This window comes from Flavobacterium sp. KACC 22761 (assembly GCF_034058155.1).
Taxonomy (GTDB): Bacteria; Bacteroidota; Bacteroidia; order Flavobacteriales; family Flavobacteriaceae; genus Flavobacterium.
Genome location: NZ_CP139148.1, coordinates 140,186 through 166,863 on the forward strand (window position 1 = coordinate 140,186; position 26,678 = coordinate 166,863).

Below are 26,678 nucleotides of genomic sequence, written 5' to 3' on the forward strand. Positions count from 1 at the left end.
TGCTTACTAATTCAAAATATCAATTGATTACGGAAGTACAAATTAAATTCTGGTAAAAGGTTCTAAGATTATTTCAATGGCTTAAAAACAACCTCCATAGCATCGGCTTTGTTTAAAAAAGAAGTGGCAAATTCCTGAATATCTTTTGCTGTAATGTTTTTTACGATATTTTCATAAGTTGCAGGATCATCCATATTGTATTTATTTTCAAAATAATTATAGATTAGGTTCATGCTGTAGCTGTTAAAGTTTTTGCTGTCTTCTCTTGCTTTCAAATAATTTGTTCTAGTTTTCTCAATATCTTCCGAAGCGATTTCGCCTTTTTTGATTTTATCAATTTCCTGATAAACAATTGGCAGTAAATGTTCGACTTTATCTGCATCACAGTCAAAATTGATATTCATTTTTATTCTTGAAATTGGCAATTCCTCAAGACTTGCAATAACTTGTGCGCCATATGTTCCGCCTTCTTTTTCACGAAGACTTTCAGTATATCGCAACGTCAATATATCACCTAAGAAAGAAGCCAATATTTTGTTTTTATGGCTAAAAGCACATTCTTTCAAAAATCCTATCCTAACTGAACTTTTAGGCGTTTCCATTTTAATGAAAATATCTTTGTCAATTTTACTTGAAACCCATTTTGGAACATCCTTTTTAAACTTCTCTTTTCGTTTAATACCGTTTATACTTGCAATATATTTTTCTAATAAAGGTTTTAAAACTTCTGGTGTAACATCTCCAACAATATAAAATTCAAAGCTTGAAACATCGGCAAAACGATCCAAATAGAAAGCTTTCATGTTCTCAAAAGATAAATCATCAATGAATTGCTGGTTCATTATACGCACTTTTGGATTGTTTTTACCATAAATTGCAGAGGTCAAACTGTCTTTCATTTTAGATGAAATATCATTTTCTCTGTTTTTTAAAGAATTCTGCATTCTCTGTTTCAACAAATCGTATTGGTCTTTATCAAATCTTGGTTTAACAAAACGTAAATGAACCAATTGCATCATTGCTTCAATGTCTTTTACATTTGCAGACCCTGAAACTGCTTCTGTCAAATTATTTATATCTACAGAGATTCCTACAATTTTTCCTTTTAGTACTTTATTTAACTCAACATTCGAAAATGCTGCTACTCCTGACATCATTGCCAGATTTGTTGTCGAAATTATTGAAGGCATATCTTTAGGATCATATAAAGATGATCCTCCAAGACTAACGGCTTGCAACATAACTTCTTTTTTATTTTTATCAGCAAATTTATAATGCACTTTCACGCCGTTACTTAACGTAAACGTAGTCGCCCCTATTTCCTTAGTTTCTTTTTCAGCAACAATTTTACCTGGCTTTAAATCCGTATCGTCCATTAGTGATTTAGTCACAAAAGTATCTGCGTACGGCTGCAATGAAGCATCGTTTTCTGCTTTCTGAATGATATCAAATGCTTTTTCCTGCATTAAATTTTCTTCGCCTTCTACACCTGTAACCGTTACAACACGGTTTTCTTTTGTGTATAATTTTGAAATTTGTTCCTGAAGAATTTTGCTGTCAATATTTTTCAAAATGCTTTTTGTCATTTCAAATTCTACCGTAGGATCAGCAATTACTTCGTGGTTCAAATAATCATCTTTCACCATTCCGATTACTTGTTTATGCGAAATCTCATTTATTTTTTCCAAATAATTTTCGTAACCAGAAATAGTTTCTTTAGCGGCTCTTTCGATTTCTCCGGTTGAAAAACCAAATTTATACGCACGAACCCATTCATTCATTACAGCTGTAAAAGCTTCAGCTTGTTTTCCTGGTTTTGGCAAAACGCTCAAAATCCAGACATCATTCAAACGAGTATAATTTTGATAGCCAATTTGTGCGCCTTTAAATGGGCATTCTTGTTTTTGTGCCATTTCTGACAAACGATTGTTCAAAATTGAAAAAGCAATACTTCTTTGGGTCGATTTTTCTAAATCGGCATACGTATTCGTTGTTTTTTCAGCTTTATGACGAATCATTAAACTGATATTTGAAGCTGAAATTTCTTTATCCAAAGCCAATTTGAAAGTTGGTTCTGCTCTTTCTGGAATCGCAATTTCAAAACGCTTTTTAGGATTTACTGGCGACGGAATATCAGCAAAAAGTTTTTTGATTTTCGCTTCAACTTCATCTGAATTAATATCTCCAACAATAGCGATTGCCTGCAAATCTGGACGATACCAATCTTTATAAAAATCTTTTAACGCCTGATATTTGAAGTTTTTAATAATTTCCATATCGCCAATCGGCATGCGGTCTGCATAAAGCGAATTGTTGTAATAATATGGCGCCAACTGATTGTAAATTCTGGCGCGAGCATTTTGCCTTGTGCGCCATTCTTCGGTAATTACGCCACGCTCAGCATCGATTTCTTCATTCGTCAGAGACAAAAAATTTGACCAATCATGCAAAACCAATAAACAAGTGTCGACAACTCCACCATCTTTTGACGGAATATTATCCAAATTGTAAACTGTTTCATCTGTGCTTGTGTAAGCATTGATGTTTTTTCCGAAAACGGCACCTTGCTTCTGAAGCGTATTCAAAATGCCTTTTCCTTCAAAATGTTTGGTTCCGTTAAACGCCATATGCTCCAGAAAATGCGCCAGTCCTTTCTGCTGGTCGTTTTCTAAAATCGACCCAACATTCTGAATAATATAATAACTTGCCGTATTTTTATTGACATCTGTCGGGTAAATATAATACGTCATTCCGTTTGGAAGAACCCCTTTTTTTATTTTTTGGTTGACTGCAATTGGGTCTGCAGATTTAAAATTCTGCGCTTTCGCGGATGAGAAACACCCAACGATGAATAATAAAATTGATATTTTTTTGCTGTACTTCATAAAGCTGCTAATTAACCTTTCAATAATTTATCCAACTGCACTCTTAATTCTGGATTTGACGGACGAAACGCATCGGCATTGATGATGTTTCCTTTTGTGTCAAACAATAAAAATCTCGGAATCGCATTTACATCGTAATTTTTAGCTACATCAGAACCAAAATCTTTATCAGCCATTAACTGAATTCCTTTTAATTGTTCTTTTGTAACAAAGTCTTTCCATTTTTGAGCGTCTTTTGGTTTATCCAATGAAAGGCTTACAAAAACAATATTTTTTCCGTGATAATCTTCCTCGATTTTTTTCATGTGTGGAATCTCTGCTTTACAAGGCCCGCACCAAGTTGCCCATAAATCAATGTACACAAATTTCCCTTTGAAATCTGAAAAAGAAACAGGTTTATCGTTTATGTCATTATAAGTAAAATCCAATCCTTTTTGCCCCACATTTTTATGAAGGACTTTTTCGTATTCTAATAAAAATGCTTTACTCGCGTCAGAAATCATAAAAGGTTTAATGCTCGGCGCAATTTTTTCGTATTCTTCAATTTTCATTCTTGAAGTTGCCACTTCTTCACGAAGATATGCATCCTTTAAAGCTGAATCTGTAATATGAGTAATTGATTCTGTTAAATCCAAACGCTTTGGTTTCTCACCACCATTAATGCTTACATAGAAAAAATAATTTGTCATCAAAGAAACTCCATTCGCTAATTTTAACAAATCTGGATCTGTAAATTTCTTGTCTGTCATCCAAGTTTTAATTACTGCTGGACGATCGTCTTTGTCTGGAAACACAGATCTTGGCATTCTAAAAAAAGTATAAGTAAGTTCTTCAACATCTGTCGCTACAGCCAATTTTAATAATTTATTGAAATTCGCATCTTTTGTTTTAATTGATTTCGAAAATTCATCTGCTTTGGCAATACCTTTATCAATAAACGGATAAAATTCTACATACGATACATTTTCACCCAAACGTGCAAAAGGCGCAAATTCGTTGTAGATTTCGTTTGCTTTTTGCACCAAAGCATTTTGTCCGATATTCTTTCCGCTTAAAACGTAATTTGTTTTATTGATTACCAGATTTAAGTCTAGTTTAGGTTCTAAAAACAAACGAATTAATTGGTTTCTACTTTTCATTTGACCGTAATCTACATAATAAAAGCCAGCAGCTGAAACTGGTGTCATAAAGCCGAATTCCCCCAGCGAATTAACTTTTGCGGTAGCAGCAACGACTGGCTTTCCATCTTCAACATTGTAAAGCGTAATTTCTTTTGTTTTTAAATCTGGAATCGAGATTGTTCCTCTAATAACTGCATATTCTGAAAGGTTTGCAGCAAAACTCATTTGAACCGTGATGAAGGTCAAAATGAAATAAAAAATGTGTTTTTTCATTGTTTTTTGTTTTTTGGTTGATATTTTTAAATTGAAATTTGCATCGATTGATCGCCTTGCTCGATGATGAAATCTTTGGTTTCTTTACTCTCTTTTAGCTTTTTAAGATTTTCTGGATTCAATAAATCTTTGGCTTCAAAATCATTGATTTGAATGACCTTGGCTCCCTCTTTTACTTTCTTTAAATCTTCATTTTGCTGATCTATAATTCTTTTTACTATCAGGTTTTGATTTTCGTCAAAATCTAAATTCATTCCTCCTAAATAGAAAGAGGACATTTTTTTGAAATTTTTATTGGGTTCCAGATAAACTGTTTTATGCAAAAGATCAATGGTAAAATTGAAACGTTTGATCAAATCGATTCCCAGAGAACCATCGGCGAAAGCCCAGCTTTTATTGGCTTCGTCATATTCCTGAAGCGCGATGGTTACATTTGGGAAATTATTTCCGTTAATGGCAATATTCGGAATCGCGCCACCGACAATTTTGGTTTGTTTTCCTAAACTATAATTCACCGAAGTATATTCTGTTTTTAGACTTGCTTCGAGATTATTTTTATGATTGAAGGGGCCGTAACCAATTAAATCGTAACCTGCTCCAGTATCAAAAGTGAAATTGCCTTCGACTGATTTTTTGTCTTCAAAAGTCAGATTCATTTTTACTACCGGAAGTCCCGATTTATAATCAAAAACCATAGGTTTTGCTTTTCCCCAATACTTAAAATCTCCAAAATTGTATAAATCAATTGTCATTGTATCAAAATTGACTGATGTGATATAATTGCGAAGCAAATTGGCACCAAATAATCCATCATAAACGCCGTGTTTTGGAAAAATGACCAAACCTTGATTTTTCAAAACCTGATCACCAATGTAAATCGTATTATCTGCCGAATATTGCACTTGCTGACTTCCGCCAACCACCGAAGCCGATTTATTTTTCGTCACTACAACTCCAGCTTTGTATGCGCTATCAGGATTCAACGCCATTCCGTCTGCGCCTGTGTCAAAAAGCATTAAAAACTCGCGATCGGCTTTGTTTAGTTTTATTTTAATGGCAATTCCGTTTTCAACAATTTCAAACGGAATACTGGCTACTTCTTTTACTTCAGCATTTCTGTCGACTTTGTACAAACCATCAAAAAACGTCACATACAAGATTTTGTTCTCTGAATTGAAAACAATTTGGGTTGGCTTTTTCTCTTTCCCTTTGAAACAAAAATCAGCCAAAACAAAAGTTTCATTTTTGATTTTCGCCGATTTTCCGATTTGAATCGAATCTAAAACCGGAAAAGCTTTGAAAATACTGTTAAGGTAAAATTCGTTTGACGAAGAATCTCCCACACCAACTGTAAATTCTGACGCTAAAAGATTTTTGATGCTCGTATAATCTTTTTGCTGAAAAGCTTGTTCAAACGCTTTTACGCTTTCTTGAACACTCTTTTTTTGCCCATAATTGATATAGCACGAAATTGTCAGTGCGAATACAACTAACTTTTTCATTTTACTTTTGCAAAGTATAAGGATTATTGACAGGTGGCTTTTGTGCACCAAAATCTTTTAATAAAATGCCTTCGTATTTGGTCCATTCTTCTGGTGTGTACAATTCTTTTGCCTCAGCAAGCAATGCTTGGAAACCTTTTAAATCGTTCGTTTTTTCGAATTCTTTTCTTTTACGTTGCAAAATGGTAAATACGTGGTTGGTAACACTTGATTTCCCATAATCTGTAGCGAACTTCTTGCTTGACAATAGAAAAAGATCATCATATTGTTTGCCAACTCTTAATCCAGTAACAATTACAAAAGAAACCTCATCTGTAGCGTCTTTAGATTTTAAGTAGCTATCGATTACATCAAAAGGCACATTCCTTTTGTTTGCCATATAAGCTTGCACATAAAAATCTGGGTAATCCTTTTCATTGATCTGGGGACTATATTTTTTAAAAATTCCTTTTTTAGCCAAATCTTTTGCATTTTGAAGCAATGCTGTAAACTGCTCTACAGTTTGAAATCCTGAAGCAATATCAATCACTTTTCCATTCGGATTTATAAATAAAAAAGTTGGAAAACCAGTAACGCCGTATTTCATGCATAACTTTTTGCCAATTTCCTCTTTCAAAATATCCGATTTGAAAGTCACGAAATCTGCACTCAAAACACTGGCAACTTTAGGATCTGGAAATACATCTTTGTCCATTTGTGCGCACGGCATACAGCCCGTAAAATACAAATCGACAAAAATTAACTTTTTCTCCTTTTGTGCTTGTTTTTTAGCTAGTTCCCAACTATCATCAGCTGGATTTGTCTGTGCATTTAAAGCAATAGAAGAGCTGGCAAGCAGCAAAACTGCACTTGCGATTTTAAAAAAACGTTTCATAAAATGTGGTTATTTAGCCGAATGAATTTTAAGAATTCATCCGGCTTTGATTTAACAATTTTTAATTATCTAGTACGATAAGCAACATCAACAATTTTACATAAACCAGAGTAACTATAGTCAAGTACTAAATTTCCGTTTACAGGAGGAACTGTAAATAATTCTAATTTGCCCGTTGTACCATAGCTTCCAACGATTAATTTTTTAGTATATAATTTATTGGCTCTTGCATTACAATCCAGATAAGTGATTTCTTCACTGCCTTTGTCCAGCATTAATTTTGCAGACTGAGTTCCGTTGTCATACTCGTATAGTTTTCCTCCAACAGCATAAAACAAGTAACCAGAATCTGGACTTACAGCAAATTTTGTGGCTTTATCAATATCTGGTGCATTTAGGATTTCTTTATAATAAGTCTGTGCCAAGGCTGTATTAAATCTCAAAAGATGGAATTTTCCAGTTGTAACATTCTTCAGAACTGCAAAATTCTCGAATGAATTAAAGTTTGAGGTTGTCATATATACCAAATCACAATTGGTATTATTCCAATCTAAAACAGTTGGAGATCCCGTTAACGGAGGCATTGCAGAACAATTTCCTTTTGAAAAGCTATAACGGACAAAACGACGATTATTTTGATCATAAAAAATAGGAGGACCGGCAATTGTTCCTCGGTTTTCTGCAATAAAAGGTGCAGCATAGAAAGGTTTTGTCTCGATATCTAAAATATTTTGAGGCAAGCCATATCTAATTTGATTTGATCTCACATAACAATAAATATTTCCTTTACTATAAATAATATTTTCTGCTGGTGCAGCAGATTTCATAAAATCAACACCAAAATTGGTTTCAAAAGCTCCGCCAACACTTTCATAAGCGATATTTTGAGATTCTGTCCAAGCAAAAGAATCTGGTTCTAATCGAGCGGTGCCTGTTTCTGTGGCAGTAACATAAATTCCGTAAGCGGTAGAAGTCGAAAGCGCTGATCCAAAACATTCTACATCAACAGCTTTTCCACTCAATTTTAAAGCCGAGCCTGCAGCATCTAAAACGTCTGTAATAACTCGTGTAGTACCATTTGGAATTATAGAAACCATATCTAATCTCGCTTTTCCATCAACATCACCAACTACCATCCAGCCTTCATAAATAGCCGAAACTACATTTAACGTAAAATACTTCTGTTGCCAAGTAACTCCGGTAACTTTATCGGTAATTAAATAATAAACCTGATATTTTGCAGGCGGTAACTTTATTATGGCATCAATATCTTTTGATGTACTTATAATGTTTCTGGCGCTACCTAACGCCACCCATTGGAATGTATAACGATCAGGATCTGATCCATCATCTTTGGTTGGGTTCAAATCTGGAGAAAGCTTAAAACGTTCCCCTGTATAAACGGTATACTCTTCTTGTATTCCCGTTACATTTAAAGTATTGATCTCAGTATAATTATAATTTCCCTCATCACTTACACAACTATTTGCCACAGTAATCAAAAGCAGTAAAGCGATTTTTATTTGTATCTTTTTAATCATTTTAATATGTTTTATATGAAATGAATTTGATAATTATAGAACGTACATTTCGGTACCATCTTCTTCGTAAATCGTATTTCCAGATTTCTTCTGATCAGCCAGATAACGTTTCATAAAATTTTGATAATACACTACATCTGGAACTGTAAGTCCTGGCGAACCCAGTTTCTGTGCAAACATTTCTGGCTTCAAATCCATTAATTCGCACATCAAAAAGAATTTTTTGGCAGTAAAAGGTCCCAAATAAGCTGCAAACCATCCTGGAGGCTGCGTTAATTTGTCATCAAAAGTTATTTTAAATCGAATAAAACTCATGGTTTTCTTTGTAATTGCATTCACTACTTTTGTTTGCATTTTTGTGGTAAACCATTCATTTTCTTCCAGATTCAAAACCAAGGTGTACTGCTTGGTTTTCATGTCTGGAGTTCTAAAAAAGGGAACATCTACGGTATCAACTCGTCTTCCTGCATGAAGGTAAATTTCTTTAGGAAGTGTAAAATGTGTCCCTTCAATTGCTGTACTTGATGGATCTACGGTAAGTTTTACTTTTCTATCTACATCACTTAATTTTCCCTGAACCCTAATCGGAATTTTAAAAATTCTTCCTGTAATAGTTGATTTATCTAAACTGAAGCTAAATCCTGTACTGTCACGAACAGGTTCACTAATTCCATTGGGAGCATACAAAGCATTAGAAAAATAAATATTATCCGTGTCTTGGTAAGTTGCAATTTCTTCTTTCTCACAAGATGTAAATCCTAAAAAAGAAACGAAGATTATACTTAAAATCAATATCTTATTCATATTTAATCTTTTAAATTATTGAAAGTTAATTTCAGAATCCGGCATTGGAACTACATATTGAACAGCGCTCATGGTCACATTTCCAGAAGTCGCAGAGCCGTTTGGAATTGCCGTAGAGTTGATTCTTTTGTAATAGAAAAACAACTGCCCTTCGCCAATAAATTCTTTTTTATATTCTTTAGTAACTTCAGTTGTTAAAACTGCTGTTGCGGCTAAATTCGTCAGACCTCTGTTAAAGCGAAGTGTGTTCAAATAAGAAATTCCAGTTGCAGGAACCGTTGAGGTTTCAGCTGCGATTAAATACATTTCTGAAAGTTTAAACATCGGAATCTGAAAACGAAACACTTTAGTCTTATCTGTAACATCTTCATATTTGTAGAATGTTTTCTGCGTTTTTCCTCCCACAATTGGAATTTTCCAGCTTGGAAGACTTCTATAATCGTTATCATTTGATTCAAAAACGGCATTGATTCTGACCAATAACGGAGCATATATTTTATCATCGGCCAAACTAGAATCGAATAAATCTTTTTGTTTGGTATATAAAGTATAATCACTAATCGAGAAGAAATTTTCTGAAAAAAAAATACGATCTGGATTTGCGGCATTTGTAGCTTCTAAAAATGGAGTCCAAGGAAATAGCGTATTTGATTTCGTAAAGTTTATCACTTCATTTGCGATTGTTGAAGCACCTGTTTTATCGCCAGCATACAAAAGAACACGTGCTTTTAAGCATTTTACTGCCAAATAATTCATTCTATTTCCTCTATTTACAGAATAATACGTATTGCCATCAAAAGCTCCTGAACCTATATATTTTCCAGTTGTCAAAATCGGGTCATTTGCTAAAAGAACTAAAGCCTGATCTAAATCAGCAAGCACTTTTACAATTACATCTTTAGCTGGAAGAATTGGATTATTGGTTGGTGCATATTTATCATAATAAGGTATTCCTGGATCAGCGGGAGCAACTTTATAGATAGGCCCATATAGACGAAGCATATCAAAATGAAGCATCGCACGAATCGCAATCGCCTCACCTTTTAGCATATCGGCTTTTTCGGCAGAAATTACTCCAGCATGTTCGTCTATACTTTCCAGAAATTTATTAGCTGATAAAATAGTTGTAAATGCTGTTTCCCAAATATTCGAAAATGTAGTTTTGGCTACTTTTTCCGCATAAGCATAAGTTGAAATCTGCGCTTTATCAGGGTATGAAGTCATATTATACTGCTGTCCCAAAATCTCAACTGCATCCATAGTCAACTGTTTACCATAAAGATTATTAGAAGCTAATTGCAGATAAAGACCATTATGCACATTCTGAACTCCTTTCTCCGAATTGTACAACTGAGATTCTAAGATTTTGTCCTGAGGTACCACGTCTAGAAAATCACTACAGCCAACAGCTGTAAAAGATACTATAAGAAGGAATGAAATTTTATTTAAATACTTTTTCATACTAATTAAAATGATAAGTTTAAACTAAGTGAATAAATTCTTGAAAAAGGATAATCGATACCTCGTTCTGCTTTGATAGAAGACAATAAGAAAAATTCATTTGCGAATACATTAAGTCCTAATCCTGTTAGTCCTGCTCTTTTTAGCCAAGCTCTATCGGTTACTCGATATCCTAAACGAATCGACTCTCCTGCGATATAATCGTCTTTTTGAATAAAACGAGAGGATATTGGGGTTTCATTTGTTAAACCAATAGCTTTGAATTGTGCTTCTTGTCCTGGTGTTGTCCAACGATCTGTAAAAGCTCTAACATCTTGATTTTCAAAAATACTTTGCTTAGAAATATTCTCTACTTTGTTGTATAATGCTGTATTGAATCGCTCTGCGCCAAAACTGTATCGTACAAATAATCCGAAGCTAAAGCCCTTATACGTCACGTTTGTAGAAACAACTCCTGTAGCAGTCTCTCTCGAATTCCCCATTACAACCTCATCTTTTTTGTCTAATGTAAAAGTCGATTGTCCATTTTTCTTCAAGAAAACTTCTCTACCTGTTGCAGGATCGATTCCTAATGAAGGAACAGCCCAAAGATCGTTGCTGCTCGCTCCATCATAATAACGAGTAAGACTTGATGTTTTTTGAGCAGCGTCATTTAAAGAAGAAAGCGCATTATTGAAACCACCTAATTTATTACCGCCTGAAGCTCCCATTATACCAACGCCCCAGATAAAATTCTTTTGAAGATTATAAATAAAGTTGTAGTTCACTTTCCACTCGATACCTTCTGTATCTAAATAACCAACATTTAACGGATATGAATTTACTCCTGTTGAAGCCGCTAAGTTTATAGCAACAATTTGTGGAGAAGTTTTACGTTTGTAAGCACCTAATGTTGCTGTCAGTCTGTTTCTGAACATCCCCAAATCTAATCCAACAGATAAATCTTTGGTTCTTTGTGGTTCTAAATTTGGATTTGCCAATTGAGAAACGGCTAATCCTGGGCCAAAAACATTAGTATTAATATTATAAGTATAAACATCATAAGAAGCAAAGCCTAATAAATTTTGGTTTCCTGTCTGCCCTATGTTTCCACGAAGTTTTAAAATATTGACAATGTTTTCATTCATTTTGAACTCATTGTTGATATTCCATCCCAAACCTACGCCCCAATATGGAGAATATTTTTTGTTGGTTCCAAAATTGGTTGCTCCCGACATTGTCTGTGTAAAATCAAACAAATATTTCCTGTCGTAAGCATAGTTGATTTGATTGGTTAAATCAACGTTTCGAATTAATTGAGTATATACTTGAGGTTTTCCGTTTGCCTCATATCCAAAAGCAAATGCTGGGTTTCCTTCAACACCCAATGGAAATCCTCTCAAAGTGGTACTAAAAGCATTATTTGTGGTTTCTGATGCAGAAGCTCTAATAGTGTAATTGAAAGAATGCACATTTCCAAAAACATTAGAATAAGTAGCTCCCAAATTAGCATTCCATTTATCAGTAATTGCCTCATTTTTGAAATATGATCCTTTTTCCGTCGCAATATTGCTAATATATCTAGTATCGTCTGGTGATACAAAAACAGTTGAAATTGTACTGTTTCTAGATACCGATAAAGCTCCCGTCGTTTTAAGATGCGGATTTATGTCATAATTAATAGCAAAGTTATTGGTAAAATTGAAGGCATTTGATTTATCATAACTTCCCAAGAAAACATTGTAAAGCGGATTTGCTGCTTGATTTACCACAATATTTTTTTGCTCCAATGGAAATGAAGAACCGTCCAAATAGCGTGTTATAACTCCGTCTTTATTATATTTTGGATAATACGGACTTACTTTTGCCCAAGTTTCAAAAGAACCATAAGGAGATTCTTGATTATCTCCTCCAGAAACAAAAAATTGATTATTAATACTCAATTTATTTTTGCGGTAAGTTAATGTTGTATTATATCCCCAGGTATTATGCTCAGTTCCTTTCATAGTTCCTGTAAGCTTTTTATAATTGCCTGCGATATTAAATCTGAATTCATCACTTCCTCCACCAAAATTCAAACTGTGTCCAGATGTAATCCCCATTTGGATTGGCTCATTTAACCAATATGTATCAATTCCGCTACGCACACCTGCTAAACGTCTTTGATATTCTTTTTGTACTTTAAAGTCAAATTCAGAAGCAGGATTAGAAGTAGTATATACTCCAGAAAGTCTCTCAAACTCAAGTTTTTGTTCAGCATTCATTAAATGATAAACACTTAAATCTGCTACTTCATAAGAAGAATTATAAACATAATTGAACTGCAATTGTCCAGGCAGAGGTTTATTAGTTTCGATAACTACAACACCGTTCGCAGAACGAGAACCGTACAATGCCGTTGAAGCGGCGTCTTTTAATAAAGTGATGCTCGCAATTCTGTTGATATCTAAATCGACAACTTGCTGCAAAGTTGTTGGAAATCCGTCCAAAATAAACAACGGTTGATTTGGATCGTCCCTAAATTGGCTGTCAACTTGATTGGCTGTTAAACTTGTCTGCCCTCTCACCTCGATTGTTGGCAGAATATTCGGGTTCGAACCTGCAATATTGTTATTGACAACAATAAAAGATGGATCTAGTGTTTTTAAAGCCTGAACTGCATTTTGAGTCGAAATTTGTCTTAATTCTTCTCCTCTAAAAGTCGTTACCGCACCAGTTATCAATTCTTTTTTACGAACTGTAACTCCAGTATTTACCACAACCCCTTCAAGTTCTTTTCGTTCTTCCTGAAGTTTAACGTTGATTACTTTTCTCTTATTAACCTCAACAATTTGTGCTCGATGGCCAACATAAGTAAATAAAATCTGTCCATCTTCTGGAGCTGTAATAGTATACCTTCCGTCAAAATCAGTTTGAACGGCTGTTTTTGTACCTTTTACAATTATGTTTACGCCCGGAAGCGGTTCATTTTTATCATTGGTAACGATACCTTTGATTTCAATAGATTTGGATTGCAGTACTACAACTTTCTCAGCTGGTATTTCTTTTACTAAAATTATATTTCCATTCGTAAAGCTGAAATTGAAATTTTTGCTTGGAAAACTGGCTTCCAGTAAATCATTTACCTTGATTTTACCCTTTTTCAAATGTACTTTTGGCAATTTCTTGAATAAATCTTCCTGATAAATAAAAGTGTAGTCTGTTTGTTGTTTGATAATGTCAAAAACTTCATCAACAGTTACCGTTTTATCGGTTGCAATTACAATTTTTGTGTTTTGTGAAAATAAATTTGCGGGAGAAAAACCAAAAATTGCAGTACAAAACAAGAATATAAAAGTTCTCATAATGTTAATAATTAGCCGTTTTCTAATATAGAAAATAGCACTGGTTAATTTAAATTTCATAAATTTACATGTTAATTGGTTGGTTGGTTTTAAAACTGATTAATTGATTAATACACAGAAAGGGATGAAGTGCGGTACGGTGAGAGGTCTGAACTTTAATCCCTTTTCTTTTTATTTTATTATAATCTTATTGTCTTTTTTCTCATAGGCATTAATGAAATTAATATTCTTGATCGTGGTTAATATGTCTTCTAATTTTTGATTTTTATTCAAAACACCATTAAATCTTACGTTTCCTAGAGCAGGATCTGCAAACTCAATATCAACATCATACCATCTAGACAATACTTTTGCGATATCTTTAAGTGGCATTCCTTTAAAAACAAACAATCCTTTTCTCCAAGAAATTTCGTTGTACACATCAACTTCAGAAATTGAAATACTTCCGTTAGAACCACTAATTCTAGATTGTTGGTCTGGAGCCAAAATTTCTTTATTACTGGAATTGCTCACAGCAACTTTCCCTTTTACCAATGTGGTATAAATTGTCGTTTCGTCTTTGTAGGCCTTAATATTAAATTCGGTTCCAATAACTTCAACATTCTGTCCTTGAGTTTTGACTTTAAATTTTGAGCCTTTATGTTTTGTACTTGGCGAAACTTCAAAATAAGCTTCTCCGTAAACCAATTCCACTTGTCTGATTTCGCCATCCACAAAAGCAACAGGATATTTTAATTGTGATTCTGAGTTCAGCCAAACTTTTGTACTATCGGCCAATTGAACAAAAAACTGTCCTCCTCTTGGAATCGTTAAAAAATTATTTGCGATCGCGGCAGTTTTGCCATCTTTTGAATTGTAGATTAATTTCTCGCCATTACTAGAAACATTTCCTTGACTATAGGATTCTCCCCTTTTCAATTCGATAACAGAACCGTCTTCTAATGTCAATGTTGCTTTATCGCTTCCAATCAAAATATTTTTATGAGCAACAACTGGAATATTTTGTCTTGTATTTTTTCCTGTATGGAATAAAAGCGAAATTGAAATCAGCATCGCCACTGAAGCCGCAACCGCAACTTTAAAACTTGTTCTAGAATAAAATGGCCTTAGCGGAATAATTTTTGTTTCTTCAGACTTTATTGTCCTCTGAATCCGATTCAGCATTTTATTCTGAATTTCTTCTTTTGATCCTAACGCATCATCCCATTCTTCTGAAGTTTGAAAACTTTCGTAAAAATGCAACAACTGCTTATTCTCCTCCCGATTCGTATCGCCAGAAAGATATCTGTTTAATAACGTTAAGAATTCTTCTTTTTTCATTTTTTTTATTATTAATGCAGGAGTATATTAGGTAAGTATCTAAAAAGACATTTACCCCCTAGTCCAAATTCTATTTTTTTTTGATTTTTTTTATCCTTTTAAGAAAAACCTCGCCAGAAACCAGAAAATTCAACGCTTTAGGCTTATAATCGGCAAACATTTTTTGTTTTCTTTTAAAGATTTTCAGAAAGCCATAAAATCATCGCCGCGCCCAATGAGCTTCCCATCGACAAACGAATCGTTTGAAGTGCTTTTGTAATGTGATTTTCGACTGTTTTGATTGAAATATTCAAACGCTCAGCAATTTCTTTATGACTAAGCTGTTCTTCGCGACTCAGTTTATAAACAGCCTGACATTTTTCGGGAAGTGCCTCAATAATCAAATTAAGTTGTTGCACTAATTCTTCATGCATCAACTGTGTTTCGGGCGTTGTATATTGAAAACGTTTTTCTAAATCATCAAAAAGCTCGACCTTGATTTTGTCTTTATTCTTTTTTAAATGATTAAAAACTTGGTAACGTGCACAAGCATACATATAGCCTTTTAAAGAAATGTGGATTTCTAATTTTTCGCGATTGTGCCAAATGTTCATGAAGATATCCTGAATAATATCTTCGCACAATTCTTTATCTTTTATGATATTATAAGCCGAAATAAAAAGTGCCTGCCAAAAGGTATTGTACAATTCCGTCAACGCCGATTCATCTCCGGAGCGAAGACGATCAATTAAAATCTTATCTTGATTTGAGGATAACGATTGCAACTTTTTGGCTTTTGGAAAATTGAATAATTCGCAACAAACTTAATAATATTATCTAATAATCCTAATTTGCTCAACCACACAACGCGCGCTTAACATTATTCAAATAATTCCATGAAAGTCTCTAATCGCTATAAATTTGATAATTTCACAAACTTAAAAATCTAAAAAATTTGACTTTATATAATTTTTTAGATTTTAAAAACAGATTTTTCAAACAGCCCTTTGTTAAGATAAAATCATTTTTTTGTCAAGAATAGCTAAAATACCGTAGCCAATTTCTTAGATCGCAAATTTGAGCGAAAGCAACTTTTAGAAATTAGTAAAAAAACTTTACTATATTTTTTAACACTTAGTTTGAAAATACTCTAAGGCAAAAAAAAATCGGAAGAAACTTCCGATTTTAAATTTTTATGATTCACAACTGCTGCAGGTAACCAAACTTGTAACCAATTCTTTTGAAACACTCTGGCTTCTTTGGTAATACAAGCTTTTGATTCCGAGTTGCCAAGATTCGATCATTAATCTATTTACTTCTTTAATAGGCAATTCTGCAGGAATATTAAGATTTAAACTTTGTCCTTGATCTACAAATTTTTGACGAATCGCAGCTTGTTGTACAATTTCGAGCTGACTGATTTCTTTGAACGTTTTAAAAACGTCTTTTTCGGTTTGCGAAAGTTCTTCCATGTGCTGCACGCTTCCTCCATTTAGCATAATTCCTCTCCATACCTCTTCGTTGTCAAGGCCTTTGTTTTCCAGCAGTTTTTTTAAATATTTATTCTTGCGCATAAAATTTCCTTTGCTCAAACCTGCTTTGTAATAATTACTACTAAAAGGTTCAATTCCCGGAGAAGTTTGCCCTAAAATTGCTGATGATGACGTTGTTGGAGCAATAGCCATTGTAGTTGTATTTCGTCTTCCGTATCCTTTTAGCAATTCTGGTTCACCATAAATTCGGGCTAAGTCTTGAGTGGCTTTATCGGCTTTGTCGCTAATGTGTTTGAAAATTTCTGTTGTTTTCATTTTAGCTTCCAAGCCTTCAAACGGAATCATATTTTTCTGTAAATACGAATGCCATCCTAGAACTCCTAAACCTAAAGCACGATGTCTTTTTGCAAATTTATTCGCCGCAGAAAGATAATAATTGCCTTCGGTTTTCTCTATAAATTCCTGTAAAACGGCATCCAAGAAAAATATCGCCAATTTTACGGCTTCAGTATCTTTCCATTCCTCGTAAAGCTCCAAATTCATTGACGAAAGACAGCAAATAAATGATTCATCAAAATCAGATGGAAGCATAATTTCACTGCACAAATTACTCGCGTTGATACGCAGATTTTTATCTTTATAAACTTGCGGTTTGTTTTTATTTACGTTGTCACTGAAAAAAATATAAGGCAATCCTTTTTGCTGACGGCTTTCTAGGACTTTCGCCCAAATTTGGCGTTTTTCAATATCGCCGTCAATCATTTCTTGCATCCAATAATCAGGAACGCAAATTCCTGTGAATAAATTCTGAATTGGATTTCCAATGCTTTTTATCTTTAAAAATTCCTCAATATCAGGATGATCAACATCTAAATATGCTGCAAATGCGCCACGGCGAACGCCACCTTGCGAAATTGTATCCATTGCAGTATCAAAAAGTTTCATAAAACTTACGGCACCACTACTTTTTCCGTTATCAGTTACGGCGCTTCCTCGGCCACGCATTTCACCAAAATAACCTGAAGTTCCACCGCCAATCTTTGTTTGCATAATAACCTCGCCAAGCTTGTGCGTGATTCCTTCAATTTTATCCGGAATATGAACATTGAAACACGAAATTGGCAAACCTCGTTCTGTACCCATATTTGCCCAAACTGGCGAGCTGATGCTCATCCAGCCGCGTTCGATCATTTCAACAAAAGACTCTTTCAGTTCAGGTTTATAAAGTCTTCTAGCAGCCGCTGCACAAATTCTGTCAATTGCACCTTCGATCGTTTCACCTTTTAAAAGATAACCGCGATTCAATATTTGTTCACTTTCGGAGTTTTTCCACCACATTTTATTTCCAGCGTCGCTCATCGGTCTGCTTTCTTCATTTATATCTATAATATTCATCATTTTATGCTTTTAGAACAAATCATTTGCCGTTATACTCTTATCATGTTTCGTATATTCTACTGGTCTTTTTGCAAAAAAATCATCCAGACTGTTGGCAAAAACTTCTTCTTCAAACCACAACATTGCTTTATAATCTTCTGCAGAAACATCAAAAACAGTAGGAATTCCAATTTGTTTTAAACTTTCATCTAGTCTAAATTTCATGAAATTAACCAAATCTGGTTTTTTGATTGATTCGATTTCTCCATCTTCAAAAATCCAATCTAAAATATCGGATTCCACATCAATCGAATATTTAACGGTATCCCTAATCGTCAATAAAGTTGCATCGTCAAAATAATCTGGGAATTCCTCACGGATTTTATTAATAATATAAATGCCTCCATTCGCATGAATTTGTTCATCAATTGAAGTCCAAGCAATAATATTGCTCACATTTTTCATGTAGCCTTTGAATCTTGTAAACGAAAGCAAAATGGCAAACTGACTGAAAAGCGAAACATTTTCGATCAAAATACTGAACAAAATCAGCGAAACCATATACTTTTTATTGTCTTGCGAGCGTGTATCTTTTAAAACATTTGAAAGATAATCAACACGTTTGCGGATTACTGGAACATCAAGCAATTTTTCGAATTCATCATTATAGCCTAAAACTTCAAGTAAACGCGAATACGCTTCAGAATGTCTGAATTCGCATTCGGCAAAAGTAGTTCCGAGTCCATTGAATTCCGGTTTTGGAAAATGCTCATAAATATTTCCCCAAAAACTTTTCACTGCAACTTCAATTTGCGCAATGGCTAGTAAACTGTTTTTGATTGCTGTTTTTTCTGCCACTGACAAATGCGAATGAAAATCCTGCGTATCAGCAGTAAAATCGACCTCTGTATGAACCCAGTACGCTTTGTTTATAGCTTCAGTAAATTGCAATACCTCCGGGTATTCAAAAGGCTTATAATTGATTCTTTTATCAAAAATTGACATAATGTAAAATATTAAATGGTGGATAATTCATATTAACGAAATGCCGATTTGGGAGGTATTTTTGCATTCCGTTACTTACAAATTTAAGCCAGGCATTTTTGTTTTACTTTCTCTTTCATGTTAAAAATCGAAGCAATTATCAACAAGGAAAAATGCAGTTTTTTATTTGTTAAAAAAGTATTTATCAACAGCTCATTTTAAATCTATAATACGCAATAAACCAGTTATTTGAAAAGAATCTAAATTAAGTTGTCAACAGAAAAAATCTCTTTTATTCTTCTATTTAAAAAAACAGTTATCAACAGCAAACTCGAAAATGAGCAAAATTTCGTCTCTGAGCCTGTTACAAAAAACAGCTTTTGAAGTCTCATTTTAAGATCTAAAAAGTTCAAACTTTAAAAAAAACAGATTAAAAAAATAAAACTAATTGTTTAATTTTAAACAATTTACAAAAATTAAGAATTGTTTAAAGTCTAATTTCTAAATCTGAGTAAAGAAATAAAAATGAGTTTTTTCTCTTAAACAATTCTCAAAATAAATCAACATAAAATGACAACCGATATTATAGAATTGAATGACTTTATTGTTTTGATCGAACAATCAAACACAACAAAAACTATAATTCAAAGATGCGAAATTGACGGCGACGCAGTTGGATTTGCATTTTACGGATCAGGCAATGTCGAACTCGAAATCAAGCACAATAATCAGACAAAATATTTGACGAATACGACCGGTTTAGCGATTTGTTTTTTCGGAAATCAGAAAGTCGAATTCTCACATAAAATTGAGCCCGATAAACCTTTGCAATCCATCAGCATTTTTACAAAACTGAAGCATTTGAATTCGCTTCCGCAGGCCGAAAAAGAGATTTTTGAAAAACAGCTTCCAGAATTATTGAATCCGAAAGAACATTTTGTAAAAGGACCATCTTATTATATGACTTTAGACATGCAATTGGCGGTTCAAAAAATCTTCAATACGACTTATACGGGCAACACGCGATTATTATTTTTAAAAAGTCAGGTCAACGAACTTTTGGCTCATTTTTTTGCACTTTTGAGTACCGATGCTAAAATTGATTTTTCGGAAATTGACAAAAACAAATTGTATAAAGCGAAAGAAATTGTAACCACACATTATTCGAAACCACCATCAATTACGCAATTATCGCAAATGGTGGGTTTGAACAGCAATAAATTGAAAAAGAATTTTAAAGAGCTTTTTGGAATTCCTGTTTTCAAATATGTTCAGGAAGAACGACTTCATAAAGCGTATGAATTGCTACGCGAAAGCGAAAAAACCGTTCAAGAAGCTGCTTGGGAAGTGGGTTACGAAAGTTTGAGTTCGTTTTCAAACGCTTTTCATAAAAAATTTGGAATGCGACCGACTGAAGTTCGGCTTCAATTCCTTTCAAACAAATCATAATTCTTTTGCGACAAATGATTCATTTTTAATCTAATCAACTTTGTATCAGTATTCATTTAAAGAAATATTGATATGAGCAAAAAGAAAATTTTAGTCTTGGGTTCCAATGGGAAAACAGGGCGCAGAGTAATCGAAAGATTGAAAAACAATCCCGATGTCGAAATTCGTTTGGGTTCTCGATCTGAGAAAATTCCTTTTGATTGGGATAATCAACAAACTTGGAAAAATGTGCTGCAAGACATTCAAACCGTTTACATTACCTTTCAGCCTGATTTAGCCATTCCTTCTGCAGTTGATACAATACAGAAATTTACGCTTTTGGCAACAAAATTGGGCGTGCAAAAAATGGTTTTATTATCTGGAAGAGGTGAAAAAGAAGCGCAGCTTTGCGAAGAAATCGTAAAAGAAAATGCTAAAAACTGGACAATCGTTCGCGCAAGCTGGATCAATCAAAACTTTAGCGAAAGCATATTTTTAGAACCCATTTTAGCCGGAATTGTTGCTTTACCAAGAGCCGAAGCGCTTGAACCTTTCACAGATGCAGATGATATTGCTGATGTTGTTTTAGAATCTCTTTTAGATGAAAAACACAACGGAAAAACGTATGAATTAACTGGCCCAAGATTATTGACTTTTAAAGAAGCCGTAAATACAATTGCCGAAGCGAGTGGCCGAAATATCACTTTTCAGAGTTTATCATTAGATGAATATTCACAAATGCTTCGAGAATTTCAAGTTCCTGAAGATCATATTTGGCTTGCCAATTATCTTTTTGAGCAAGTTTTGGACGGAAGAAATTCGAATATAACTTCGGATATTGAAAAAGTTTTAGGCCGAAAAGCAAAGGATTTTACCGCTTACGCGAAAGAAACTGCCCAAACTGGAATTTGGAATTCTTAAAACTTCAAAGATGAATTATTTTAGAGCAACTTTATCGGGTTTCTTAGTTTGGATTTTGGTCAGTATTTCGTTTTATATTTTGGATCAAATTCCGTTTATAAAGAAATTCTTCTGGCTTCAATCGTTAATTGTTATGTGTGGAATTGTATTTTTTGGGATTTTTGGAGCTAAAATCTATTTCAGAAAAAATTCTCAGACAAATGGTTTGTTACTTGGAATCGCAATGTCGGCAACCGCTTTAATCTTGGATGTTTTGATAACCGTTCCTTTTGTAGAAATACCAAATAGAAGAAGTTATTACAGTTTTTTTACTAGTCCGGTTTTATGGCTTTTAGCAACTATTAATGTGCTTTCAGTTTATTTTTATTGGAAGAAAAACAATTATTTGAAGTTATAAAAAAACAAAAAGCTTGTTCAGATGAACAAGCTTTTGTTTTTCTAAAATGTGCTTTAAAGACATAGAAACATAGATTTATAATCTAATTAAAGAATGTAAAAGAGAAATATATTTCTTCCACATAGCAACTATGTGCATTTAAAATAAGTGAAACGCCTTTTTGTAGCAACAAAATCTATGTTTCTATGTGTTAAAACAAATATCTGATTAGGCGATTAAATCTTTAACTTTCTTTTTTGCCAATTGATCTACGCGCCATATTAAAAACACAGTAAATAGTGTAACTACTGCAATTACATAGCCTAGAATATCGTAATTTTCAAGCGGTGAAGTTTTTGTCTCTTGATGTACAATAAAACCCGCACAAACTGCCGCGATCCCGCCGGCAATTTGCTGTAATGATGAGGTAATAGACATATACGCCCCTCTGTCTTTCATATCAGGAATTGCAGTATTTAGAGTCGTTGCTGGAATCATACGGCTCATGATTCCCATAAATAAAACCATATTGATCACCACTATTTCCCAAAGCGGAATTGGATTAAGATTGGTATAAATCAATATCATGATCATTGATATTGAAGATCCTATCGCAAATAATTTAAACTTGCTTACTTTGTCACTTAATTTACCAATAAGCGGCATGATGACCAAAACTGAAAGTCCCGTAAAGAAAAATACCATTGGCAGTTCAAGCTGGCTGATATGAATATTATTTACTAAAAAAGCACTTCCGAAAGGCTGCAACATAAATCCTCCAACAGAAAGAAATGCAATTGCGGCAAAACCTACTTGATATTGCTTGTTGCTTATAGTATGCCAAAGATGCAAAAACGGACTTTTATCTGATTGCAATTCCAAGTGTTTTGTTATTGGTGGTATTTGTGTAAAAACGGCAATAAGAATCAGCACAGCTAAAACCGCGATCATAATAAAAGCAGAATGCCATCCCCAGTTATTGGCAAAATACAACCCAACCGGAATTCCTAAAATCTGGCTTGTTGCAAAAGCCATTTGTATAACGCTCATAACGCGTCCGCGCTGTTGGATTAGGAATAAATCAGTCACAATGGCTAGCGATATTGAACCAATTACGCCACCAAAAAGTCCGGTCACAATACGCGCCATAAGCAACATTATGTAACCTGTAGAAAGCGCACAAAAAACCGTTCCGATAATAAATCCGATGTAAAAGAAAATCAATAGTTTTTTTCGGTCAAATTTATCAGCAAAACCTGCCGCTAATAACCCGGAAATTCCGGCACTAAAAGCATAGGCAGATACAGCAAAACCAAAGTTTGATGTTGTCATATCTAATGTTTTCATTAAAATATCTCCAAGCGGAGAAATAACCATAAAATCAAGTATGACAGTAAATTGTAAAAGTGCTAATATGGCAATAATAATTTTTTGATTTGAAGTGAAAGCTGGGCTTTCAATGGTAGTTTTTTCCATTTAATAATTTGAATTTTTAAGATAATTCCTGGCACGCATGGCCGAAATCGCGAATCAATTTTATAATTTCTTCTGGTTTCAATGTTTCCGAAACCACTCGAAGAACGCAATCAACGTCTTCGCAATCAATACTCCAATCCTGAATTTGCGGATGATTGCTAAGAATTTGATAGGCAATAGAACTAGAATCTATAGTTCCAATATTAGTTTTAAAAATATGTATTGTGTTTAAATCTGTTTCCATGATTTTTCAAGGTTTTAAGCCTTTAACAGCTGCTTGAAAGGCTTCTTTCATAATTTCTTTCGTAAGCACAAATGGTTTTCCTCCCATACTTTTGCGTTCGGCATGCATGTTCAGCAAGGTATAAAGAGGTCCGTATGCCACACACCAAAATGCTTCAAAACTCATTGGGAGAAGTTCTTTGTTTTGAAGTGCATTTTCTGTAAATTGGTTCATAATGGCTCGAAAATCGGCAAACTCACTAATCGAGTCCAAAATGATTTCTCCGTGTGGCGAGTGTTTGATGATTTCAAAAAATGCAACTTCTTTAGGATATTTCATTGCAAAGTTGGCGCGGTTTTCCCATTGTTTCCACAAACCTTCTTCAAATGGCAGGTCTGGCGAAAAGTCTTTAATAGTGCTTTTGAAAAACTTCAGCCCGATCTTGGCTCCTATTTTTTGAATCAAATCATCTTTGTCAGCATAATAAATATAGAGCGTACCAACAGAAATTGAACAGGCTTTCGCCAATTTATTCATACTGAAACCTTGAAATCCTTCCTGCACGATTTGGTCAATCGCCATTTCAATAACCAATTTTTCCTTATCAATATCTCTAATTCTCATAGCTGTATTTTTTTGACAAAGATAAAACAATAAATGAATGAACGCTTTTTTATTTTTTTTTTTTACTGTGATTTGTTAGAAGTAAAATGTGAAATGCACTACGTAACTTCTTTTCATAAAAAAAGTCTGTAAACAAAACGCTGACAGACTTTAAAAAACACTAAACAAATTAAATTACTTTCTTCTCAAAATACTCACTTCTTGCTTCTTGGCTCTTTCATCTCACTTCCCACTTCTCACCAAAGAAACATCATCAATAAAACAAAAAGATTTTGCTTTTCCATTGGCAAGAAAACCAACTTCGGCCTTTCCTCCTTTTACTTTTATATCTTTTATGACAATTGTTTTCCAATCGACATTTTCTTCTTTGATGGCAAACTGAAATTTCTTTCCGCCAGTTTCTGCATAGATTTCGAGATTATTAAAACCTTTGCTATTTTTTACTTTCGCAGTCAAAGTATAAAGTCCGTCTTCAAGTTTTACATATGGCGATGATTCAATTTTTTGAAAAACTTTTCGATTAAAATCAACTTTATCACTAATATTCAAGCTCTTTTCTCCAATAACCGTTTTTCTTTCTAATTGCGTATTAAAATGATTTAAAACTGGTGAAGTAACAGTATCTAAACTTATTTTATTTCCTTCAATAGCTTCGGTTGCCCAGCCGGTCATCTGAATTTGAACGGGTTTTACAGGACTCGGAATATGTCTACGATCGGCTTCAAAACTTCCGTTTCTCACATAATTATTAGCGACGTCGACTTTCCATTTTCCCGTTTTGGCATCCAAATTCCAAGCGCTCAGCGAATTAAAATAGGGCTCACTTCCATCAAAAGACATTGGACACCATTGGTTATACCCTAAACCATTTCCAGCAAAATTGGCCCAACGGTCGCCACAATACACAATTGTTTCCTGTTGCGTTCCTTTTACAGAAAAGAAAAATCCTGTTTGCGAAACGTGGGCAAAATCTTCTTCAGCTCCTTTTGTAACCAGCATTTCATTCGTTGGACGATATGGACCACGAATATCATCGGCAACTAAATAATAAGCAAAGGAAGAATCCCAACCGTAGATGTTTGAAGCATACATATAATACTTGTTTTTGTATTTGAACATGCAGTTTCCTTCTCGGCTTTCGCCTTTAAAAATTTCGGTACAATCTAAAAGATTTACTTTTCCATCTTTTATTCCAATTTCAGAAACATAAATTTTATTTCGTCCTTTTCCATAAGAATAAATCAAATATGATTTTCCGGTATCTTCATCGGTAAAAACGGTTTGGTCGCCAGTATTGCTGGTTCCAATCATTTTTTCCATATTTATTTTCTGATGCCAGACAAACTGGCCTGTAGGCGAATCTGAAAGCGTGATTAAAACTTCGCTTCCATGTTGTACAAATAAGGCATATTTATTCATTTCTTTTATAAAAGCGACGCCTAAACGTCCTACCCAGGTTTTTCCTGATTTATTGACTTCGTCTTTTGTCAAGACATTGGCTTCAAGTGTCCAATTAACCAAATCATCTGAACTATAGCAAGTAACAGCTTCAAAATTATTGACATCGAGCGTAATAGATGGATCTTTACGATAGAGATCGGCTTCAGCATAATGAACACCATACCAAAAGTATTTTTGCTTTCCTGTTTTTGGATCTGGAAATTTAAAAATCCCACCTCCTTGACTATTAAGCGGAAGTCCGTCTTTGGTATTCCAAAAAACATCATTTTTGATGGTGCGATTCTGGGCTATCATTTTTTGTGATATTCCAAAAGAAAACATTGCAAGAACAACGCTTAAGAAATACCAATTTTGAATTTTCATAATTATTACGGTTAGTTAGTTCGTAATAAAATTATTGAATCACGCTAAAGTTTGCGTCATGTACTATCCTGTTTAATAATAGATATTTAAGATTATGGCAGATTTTGAATTGTCTATAATTTTTTCAAGTCTTTTAAAAAAGACTTCGCTCACCATAGGGCAACCGTGGCTTCGAGAAATATAATAGTCCTGCTCTTCTTCAGGGACGGCTGAATACGAATGCAAAACAACGGCTCTTTTTAAGGCATTGCTGTTGCTTTGGTCCAAACCATTTAATTTGTAAGATTTTCCGAACATTCCTTTATAAGATTTTCCAATTGCATATCGGCCTAAAGATGTAGCATTTGAATTGGGTTCATTACTAAATTTCAAGCTTCCCGCAACTCCAGTTTCTGATCCGCAACCATGCGCAACAAGTCCTTCGTCTATAATTTTGTCGTTTTCTAAATCATAAACAAAAAATCTGTTTTTGCCAGACTTGATTTTCATATCAATAAAAAAAGCAATTTTAGTATTATAAGAAGGACTGCTTTTGATTTTTTCTTTAACTTCAGCAAGCTGATTATTGAATCGTTCAACATCTGTTTCTGTCCAATTTTCTTTGCCTGATATTACATTTGGATTTCCAAAAACAGACAGGGAAAGGAATATGATTAAATTGAAAATTTTCATAAAAGCGGTATTAAAAATTTATCCAGAACAACTTTTCAAAAAAATTGTTTTTTACGATGCAAATTTACCACGCCACTCCCTTAAAAATTAGGACATAAAAGACTTAAAAACAATAAAATAAGATATAATTATCAACGAAAAAAAGATTTATATTTTTCAAAAAAAACTTCAAAATAAGCGTCTTTATTGAGGTTTTC

The 26,678-nt window shown here is 33.9% G+C and carries 20 protein-coding genes; 3 read left to right on the forward strand and 17 right to left on the reverse strand.

Translation table 11 applies throughout. The features are described 5' to 3' along the window. Window positions 1–68 precede the first annotated feature (68 nt). The 12 genes from SCB73_RS00585 to SCB73_RS00640 form a co-directional block, all read right to left on the reverse strand. A complete protein-coding gene (locus tag SCB73_RS00585; RefSeq protein WP_320568260.1) occupies window positions 69–2,885 on the reverse strand; it encodes a M16 family metallopeptidase in 2,817 nt (938 codons plus the stop codon). Between the two features lie 11 nt (window positions 2,886–2,896). Next, entirely contained in the window at window positions 2,897–4,279 is a 1,383-nt protein-coding gene (locus SCB73_RS00590; protein WP_320568261.1) for a TlpA family protein disulfide reductase, read from the reverse strand. Window positions 4,280–4,305: 26 nt separating this feature from the next. Further along, window positions 4,306–5,781 carry an aspartyl protease family protein gene (locus SCB73_RS00595; RefSeq protein ID WP_320568262.1) on the reverse strand — a complete coding sequence of 492 codons (1,476 nt, stop codon included), beginning with the start codon at window positions 5,779–5,781 and terminating at the stop codon, window positions 4,306–4,308. Window position 5,782: 1 nt separating this feature from the next. Next, a complete protein-coding gene (locus SCB73_RS00600; protein WP_320568263.1) occupies window positions 5,783–6,655 on the reverse strand; it encodes a thioredoxin family protein in 873 nt (290 codons plus the stop codon). Window positions 6,656–6,720: 65 nt separating this feature from the next. Further along, window positions 6,721–8,196 (reverse strand): PKD-like family lipoprotein, encoded by a 1,476-nt coding sequence (locus tag SCB73_RS00605; RefSeq protein WP_320568264.1) that lies wholly within the window; start codon window positions 8,194–8,196, stop codon window positions 6,721–6,723. 33 nt (window positions 8,197–8,229) lie between these two features. Next, window positions 8,230–9,000 carry a DUF4843 domain-containing protein gene (locus SCB73_RS00610; RefSeq protein ID WP_320568265.1) on the reverse strand — a complete coding sequence of 257 codons (771 nt, stop codon included), beginning with the start codon at window positions 8,998–9,000 and terminating at the stop codon, window positions 8,230–8,232. Between the two features lie 15 nt (window positions 9,001–9,015). Then, a complete protein-coding gene (locus SCB73_RS00615) occupies window positions 9,016–10,461 on the reverse strand; it encodes a RagB/SusD family nutrient uptake outer membrane protein (protein ID WP_320568266.1) in 1,446 nt (481 codons plus the stop codon). A 5-nt stretch (window positions 10,462–10,466) separates the two neighbouring features. Beyond that, window positions 10,467–13,784 carry a SusC/RagA family TonB-linked outer membrane protein gene (locus SCB73_RS00620; RefSeq protein WP_320568267.1) on the reverse strand — a complete coding sequence of 1,106 codons (3,318 nt, stop codon included), beginning with the start codon at window positions 13,782–13,784 and terminating at the stop codon, window positions 10,467–10,469. A gap of 171 nt (window positions 13,785–13,955) precedes the next feature. Further along, entirely contained in the window at window positions 13,956–15,104 is a 1,149-nt protein-coding gene (locus SCB73_RS00625) for a FecR domain-containing protein (RefSeq protein WP_320568268.1), read from the reverse strand. A gap of 173 nt (window positions 15,105–15,277) precedes the next feature. Next, on the reverse strand, window positions 15,278–15,868 hold the full coding sequence (locus SCB73_RS00630; protein ID WP_320568269.1) for an RNA polymerase sigma-70 factor: 591 nt from the start codon (window positions 15,866–15,868) through the stop codon (window positions 15,278–15,280). A 408-nt stretch (window positions 15,869–16,276) separates the two neighbouring features. Further along, window positions 16,277–17,971, reverse strand: coding sequence for a ribonucleoside-diphosphate reductase subunit alpha (locus SCB73_RS00635; RefSeq protein WP_320570061.1), 1,695 nt, complete (start codon window positions 17,969–17,971; stop codon window positions 16,277–16,279). Window positions 17,972–17,983: 12 nt separating this feature from the next. Further along, window positions 17,984–18,958 carry a ribonucleotide-diphosphate reductase subunit beta gene (locus SCB73_RS00640; RefSeq protein ID WP_320568270.1) on the reverse strand — a complete coding sequence of 325 codons (975 nt, stop codon included), beginning with the start codon at window positions 18,956–18,958 and terminating at the stop codon, window positions 17,984–17,986. A 549-nt stretch (window positions 18,959–19,507) separates the two neighbouring features. Between SCB73_RS00640 and SCB73_RS00645 the strand changes: the two genes are divergently transcribed. The 3 genes from SCB73_RS00645 to SCB73_RS00655 all read left to right on the forward strand — a co-directional run bounded on the left by SCB73_RS00645 (window position 19,508) and on the right by SCB73_RS00655 (window position 21,683). After that, the gene (locus tag SCB73_RS00645; RefSeq protein ID WP_320568271.1) at window positions 19,508–20,386 is read left to right on the forward strand and encodes a helix-turn-helix domain-containing protein; all 879 of its coding nucleotides are present in this window, start codon (window positions 19,508–19,510) and stop codon (window positions 20,384–20,386) included. A 72-nt stretch (window positions 20,387–20,458) separates the two neighbouring features. Then, window positions 20,459–21,286 carry a Rossmann-fold NAD(P)-binding domain-containing protein gene (locus SCB73_RS00650; RefSeq protein WP_320568272.1) on the forward strand — a complete coding sequence of 276 codons (828 nt, stop codon included), beginning with the start codon at window positions 20,459–20,461 and terminating at the stop codon, window positions 21,284–21,286. Window positions 21,287–21,296: 10 nt separating this feature from the next. After that, entirely contained in the window at window positions 21,297–21,683 is a 387-nt protein-coding gene (locus tag SCB73_RS00655; protein WP_320568273.1) for a DUF5367 family protein, read from the forward strand. Between the two features lie 207 nt (window positions 21,684–21,890). On the opposite strand, the gene SCB73_RS00660 is transcribed toward SCB73_RS00655, so the two are convergent. From SCB73_RS00660 to SCB73_RS00680, 5 genes are all read right to left on the reverse strand, one after another. Beyond that, entirely contained in the window at window positions 21,891–23,138 is a 1,248-nt protein-coding gene (locus tag SCB73_RS00660) for an MFS transporter (RefSeq protein WP_320568274.1), read from the reverse strand. A gap of 16 nt (window positions 23,139–23,154) precedes the next feature. Next, window positions 23,155–23,382 (reverse strand): hypothetical protein, encoded by a 228-nt coding sequence (locus SCB73_RS00665; protein ID WP_320568275.1) that lies wholly within the window; start codon window positions 23,380–23,382, stop codon window positions 23,155–23,157. Window positions 23,383–23,388: 6 nt separating this feature from the next. Next, window positions 23,389–23,985, reverse strand: coding sequence for a TetR/AcrR family transcriptional regulator (locus tag SCB73_RS00670; protein ID WP_320568276.1), 597 nt, complete (start codon window positions 23,983–23,985; stop codon window positions 23,389–23,391). A gap of 222 nt (window positions 23,986–24,207) precedes the next feature. After that, complete coding sequence (locus SCB73_RS00675; protein WP_320568277.1) at window positions 24,208–25,809, reverse strand: family 43 glycosylhydrolase; 1,602 nt, start codon at window positions 25,807–25,809, stop codon at window positions 24,208–24,210. Window positions 25,810–25,881: 72 nt separating this feature from the next. Then, a complete protein-coding gene (locus SCB73_RS00680; protein WP_320568278.1) occupies window positions 25,882–26,481 on the reverse strand; it encodes a murein L,D-transpeptidase catalytic domain-containing protein in 600 nt (199 codons plus the stop codon). Window positions 26,482–26,678 lie beyond the last annotated feature (197 nt).

Coding starts and splice junctions, on each gene's coding strand:
- SCB73_RS00590 (WP_320568261.1), bottom strand. CDS start 4,279: ATGAAAAAACACATTTTTTATTTCATTTTGACCTTCATCACGGTTCAA.
- SCB73_RS00640 (WP_320568270.1), bottom strand. CDS start 18,958: ATGTCAATTTTTGATAAAAGAATCAATTATAAGCCTTTTGAATACCCG.
- SCB73_RS00600 (WP_320568263.1), bottom strand. CDS start 6,655: ATGAAACGTTTTTTTAAAATCGCAAGTGCAGTTTTGCTGCTTGCCAGC.
- SCB73_RS00615 (WP_320568266.1), bottom strand. CDS start 10,461: ATGAAAAAGTATTTAAATAAAATTTCATTCCTTCTTATAGTATCTTTT.
- SCB73_RS00625 (WP_320568268.1), bottom strand. CDS start 15,104: ATGAAAAAAGAAGAATTCTTAACGTTATTAAACAGATATCTTTCTGGC.
- SCB73_RS00585 (WP_320568260.1), bottom strand. CDS start 2,885: ATGAAGTACAGCAAAAAAATATCAATTTTATTATTCATCGTTGGGTGT.
- SCB73_RS00620 (WP_320568267.1), bottom strand. CDS start 13,784: ATGAGAACTTTTATATTCTTGTTTTGTACTGCAATTTTTGGTTTTTCT.
- SCB73_RS00635 (WP_320570061.1), bottom strand. CDS start 17,971: ATGAATATTATAGATATAAATGAAGAAAGCAGACCGATGAGCGACGCT.
- SCB73_RS00650 (WP_320568272.1), top strand. CDS start 20,459: ATGAGCAAAAAGAAAATTTTAGTCTTGGGTTCCAATGGGAAAACAGGG.
- SCB73_RS00675 (WP_320568277.1), bottom strand. CDS start 25,809: ATGAAAATTCAAAATTGGTATTTCTTAAGCGTTGTTCTTGCAATGTTT.
- SCB73_RS00665 (WP_320568275.1), bottom strand. CDS start 23,382: ATGGAAACAGATTTAAACACAATACATATTTTTAAAACTAATATTGGA.
- SCB73_RS00660 (WP_320568274.1), bottom strand. CDS start 23,138: ATGGAAAAAACTACCATTGAAAGCCCAGCTTTCACTTCAAATCAAAAA.
- SCB73_RS00680 (WP_320568278.1), bottom strand. CDS start 26,481: ATGAAAATTTTCAATTTAATCATATTCCTTTCCCTGTCTGTTTTTGGA.
- SCB73_RS00605 (WP_320568264.1), bottom strand. CDS start 8,196: ATGATTAAAAAGATACAAATAAAAATCGCTTTACTGCTTTTGATTACT.
- SCB73_RS00595 (WP_320568262.1), bottom strand. CDS start 5,781: ATGAAAAAGTTAGTTGTATTCGCACTGACAATTTCGTGCTATATCAAT.
- SCB73_RS00610 (WP_320568265.1), bottom strand. CDS start 9,000: ATGAATAAGATATTGATTTTAAGTATAATCTTCGTTTCTTTTTTAGGA.
- SCB73_RS00645 (WP_320568271.1), top strand. CDS start 19,508: ATGACAACCGATATTATAGAATTGAATGACTTTATTGTTTTGATCGAA.
- SCB73_RS00670 (WP_320568276.1), bottom strand. CDS start 23,985: ATGAGAATTAGAGATATTGATAAGGAAAAATTGGTTATTGAAATGGCG.
- SCB73_RS00655 (WP_320568273.1), top strand. CDS start 21,297: ATGAATTATTTTAGAGCAACTTTATCGGGTTTCTTAGTTTGGATTTTG.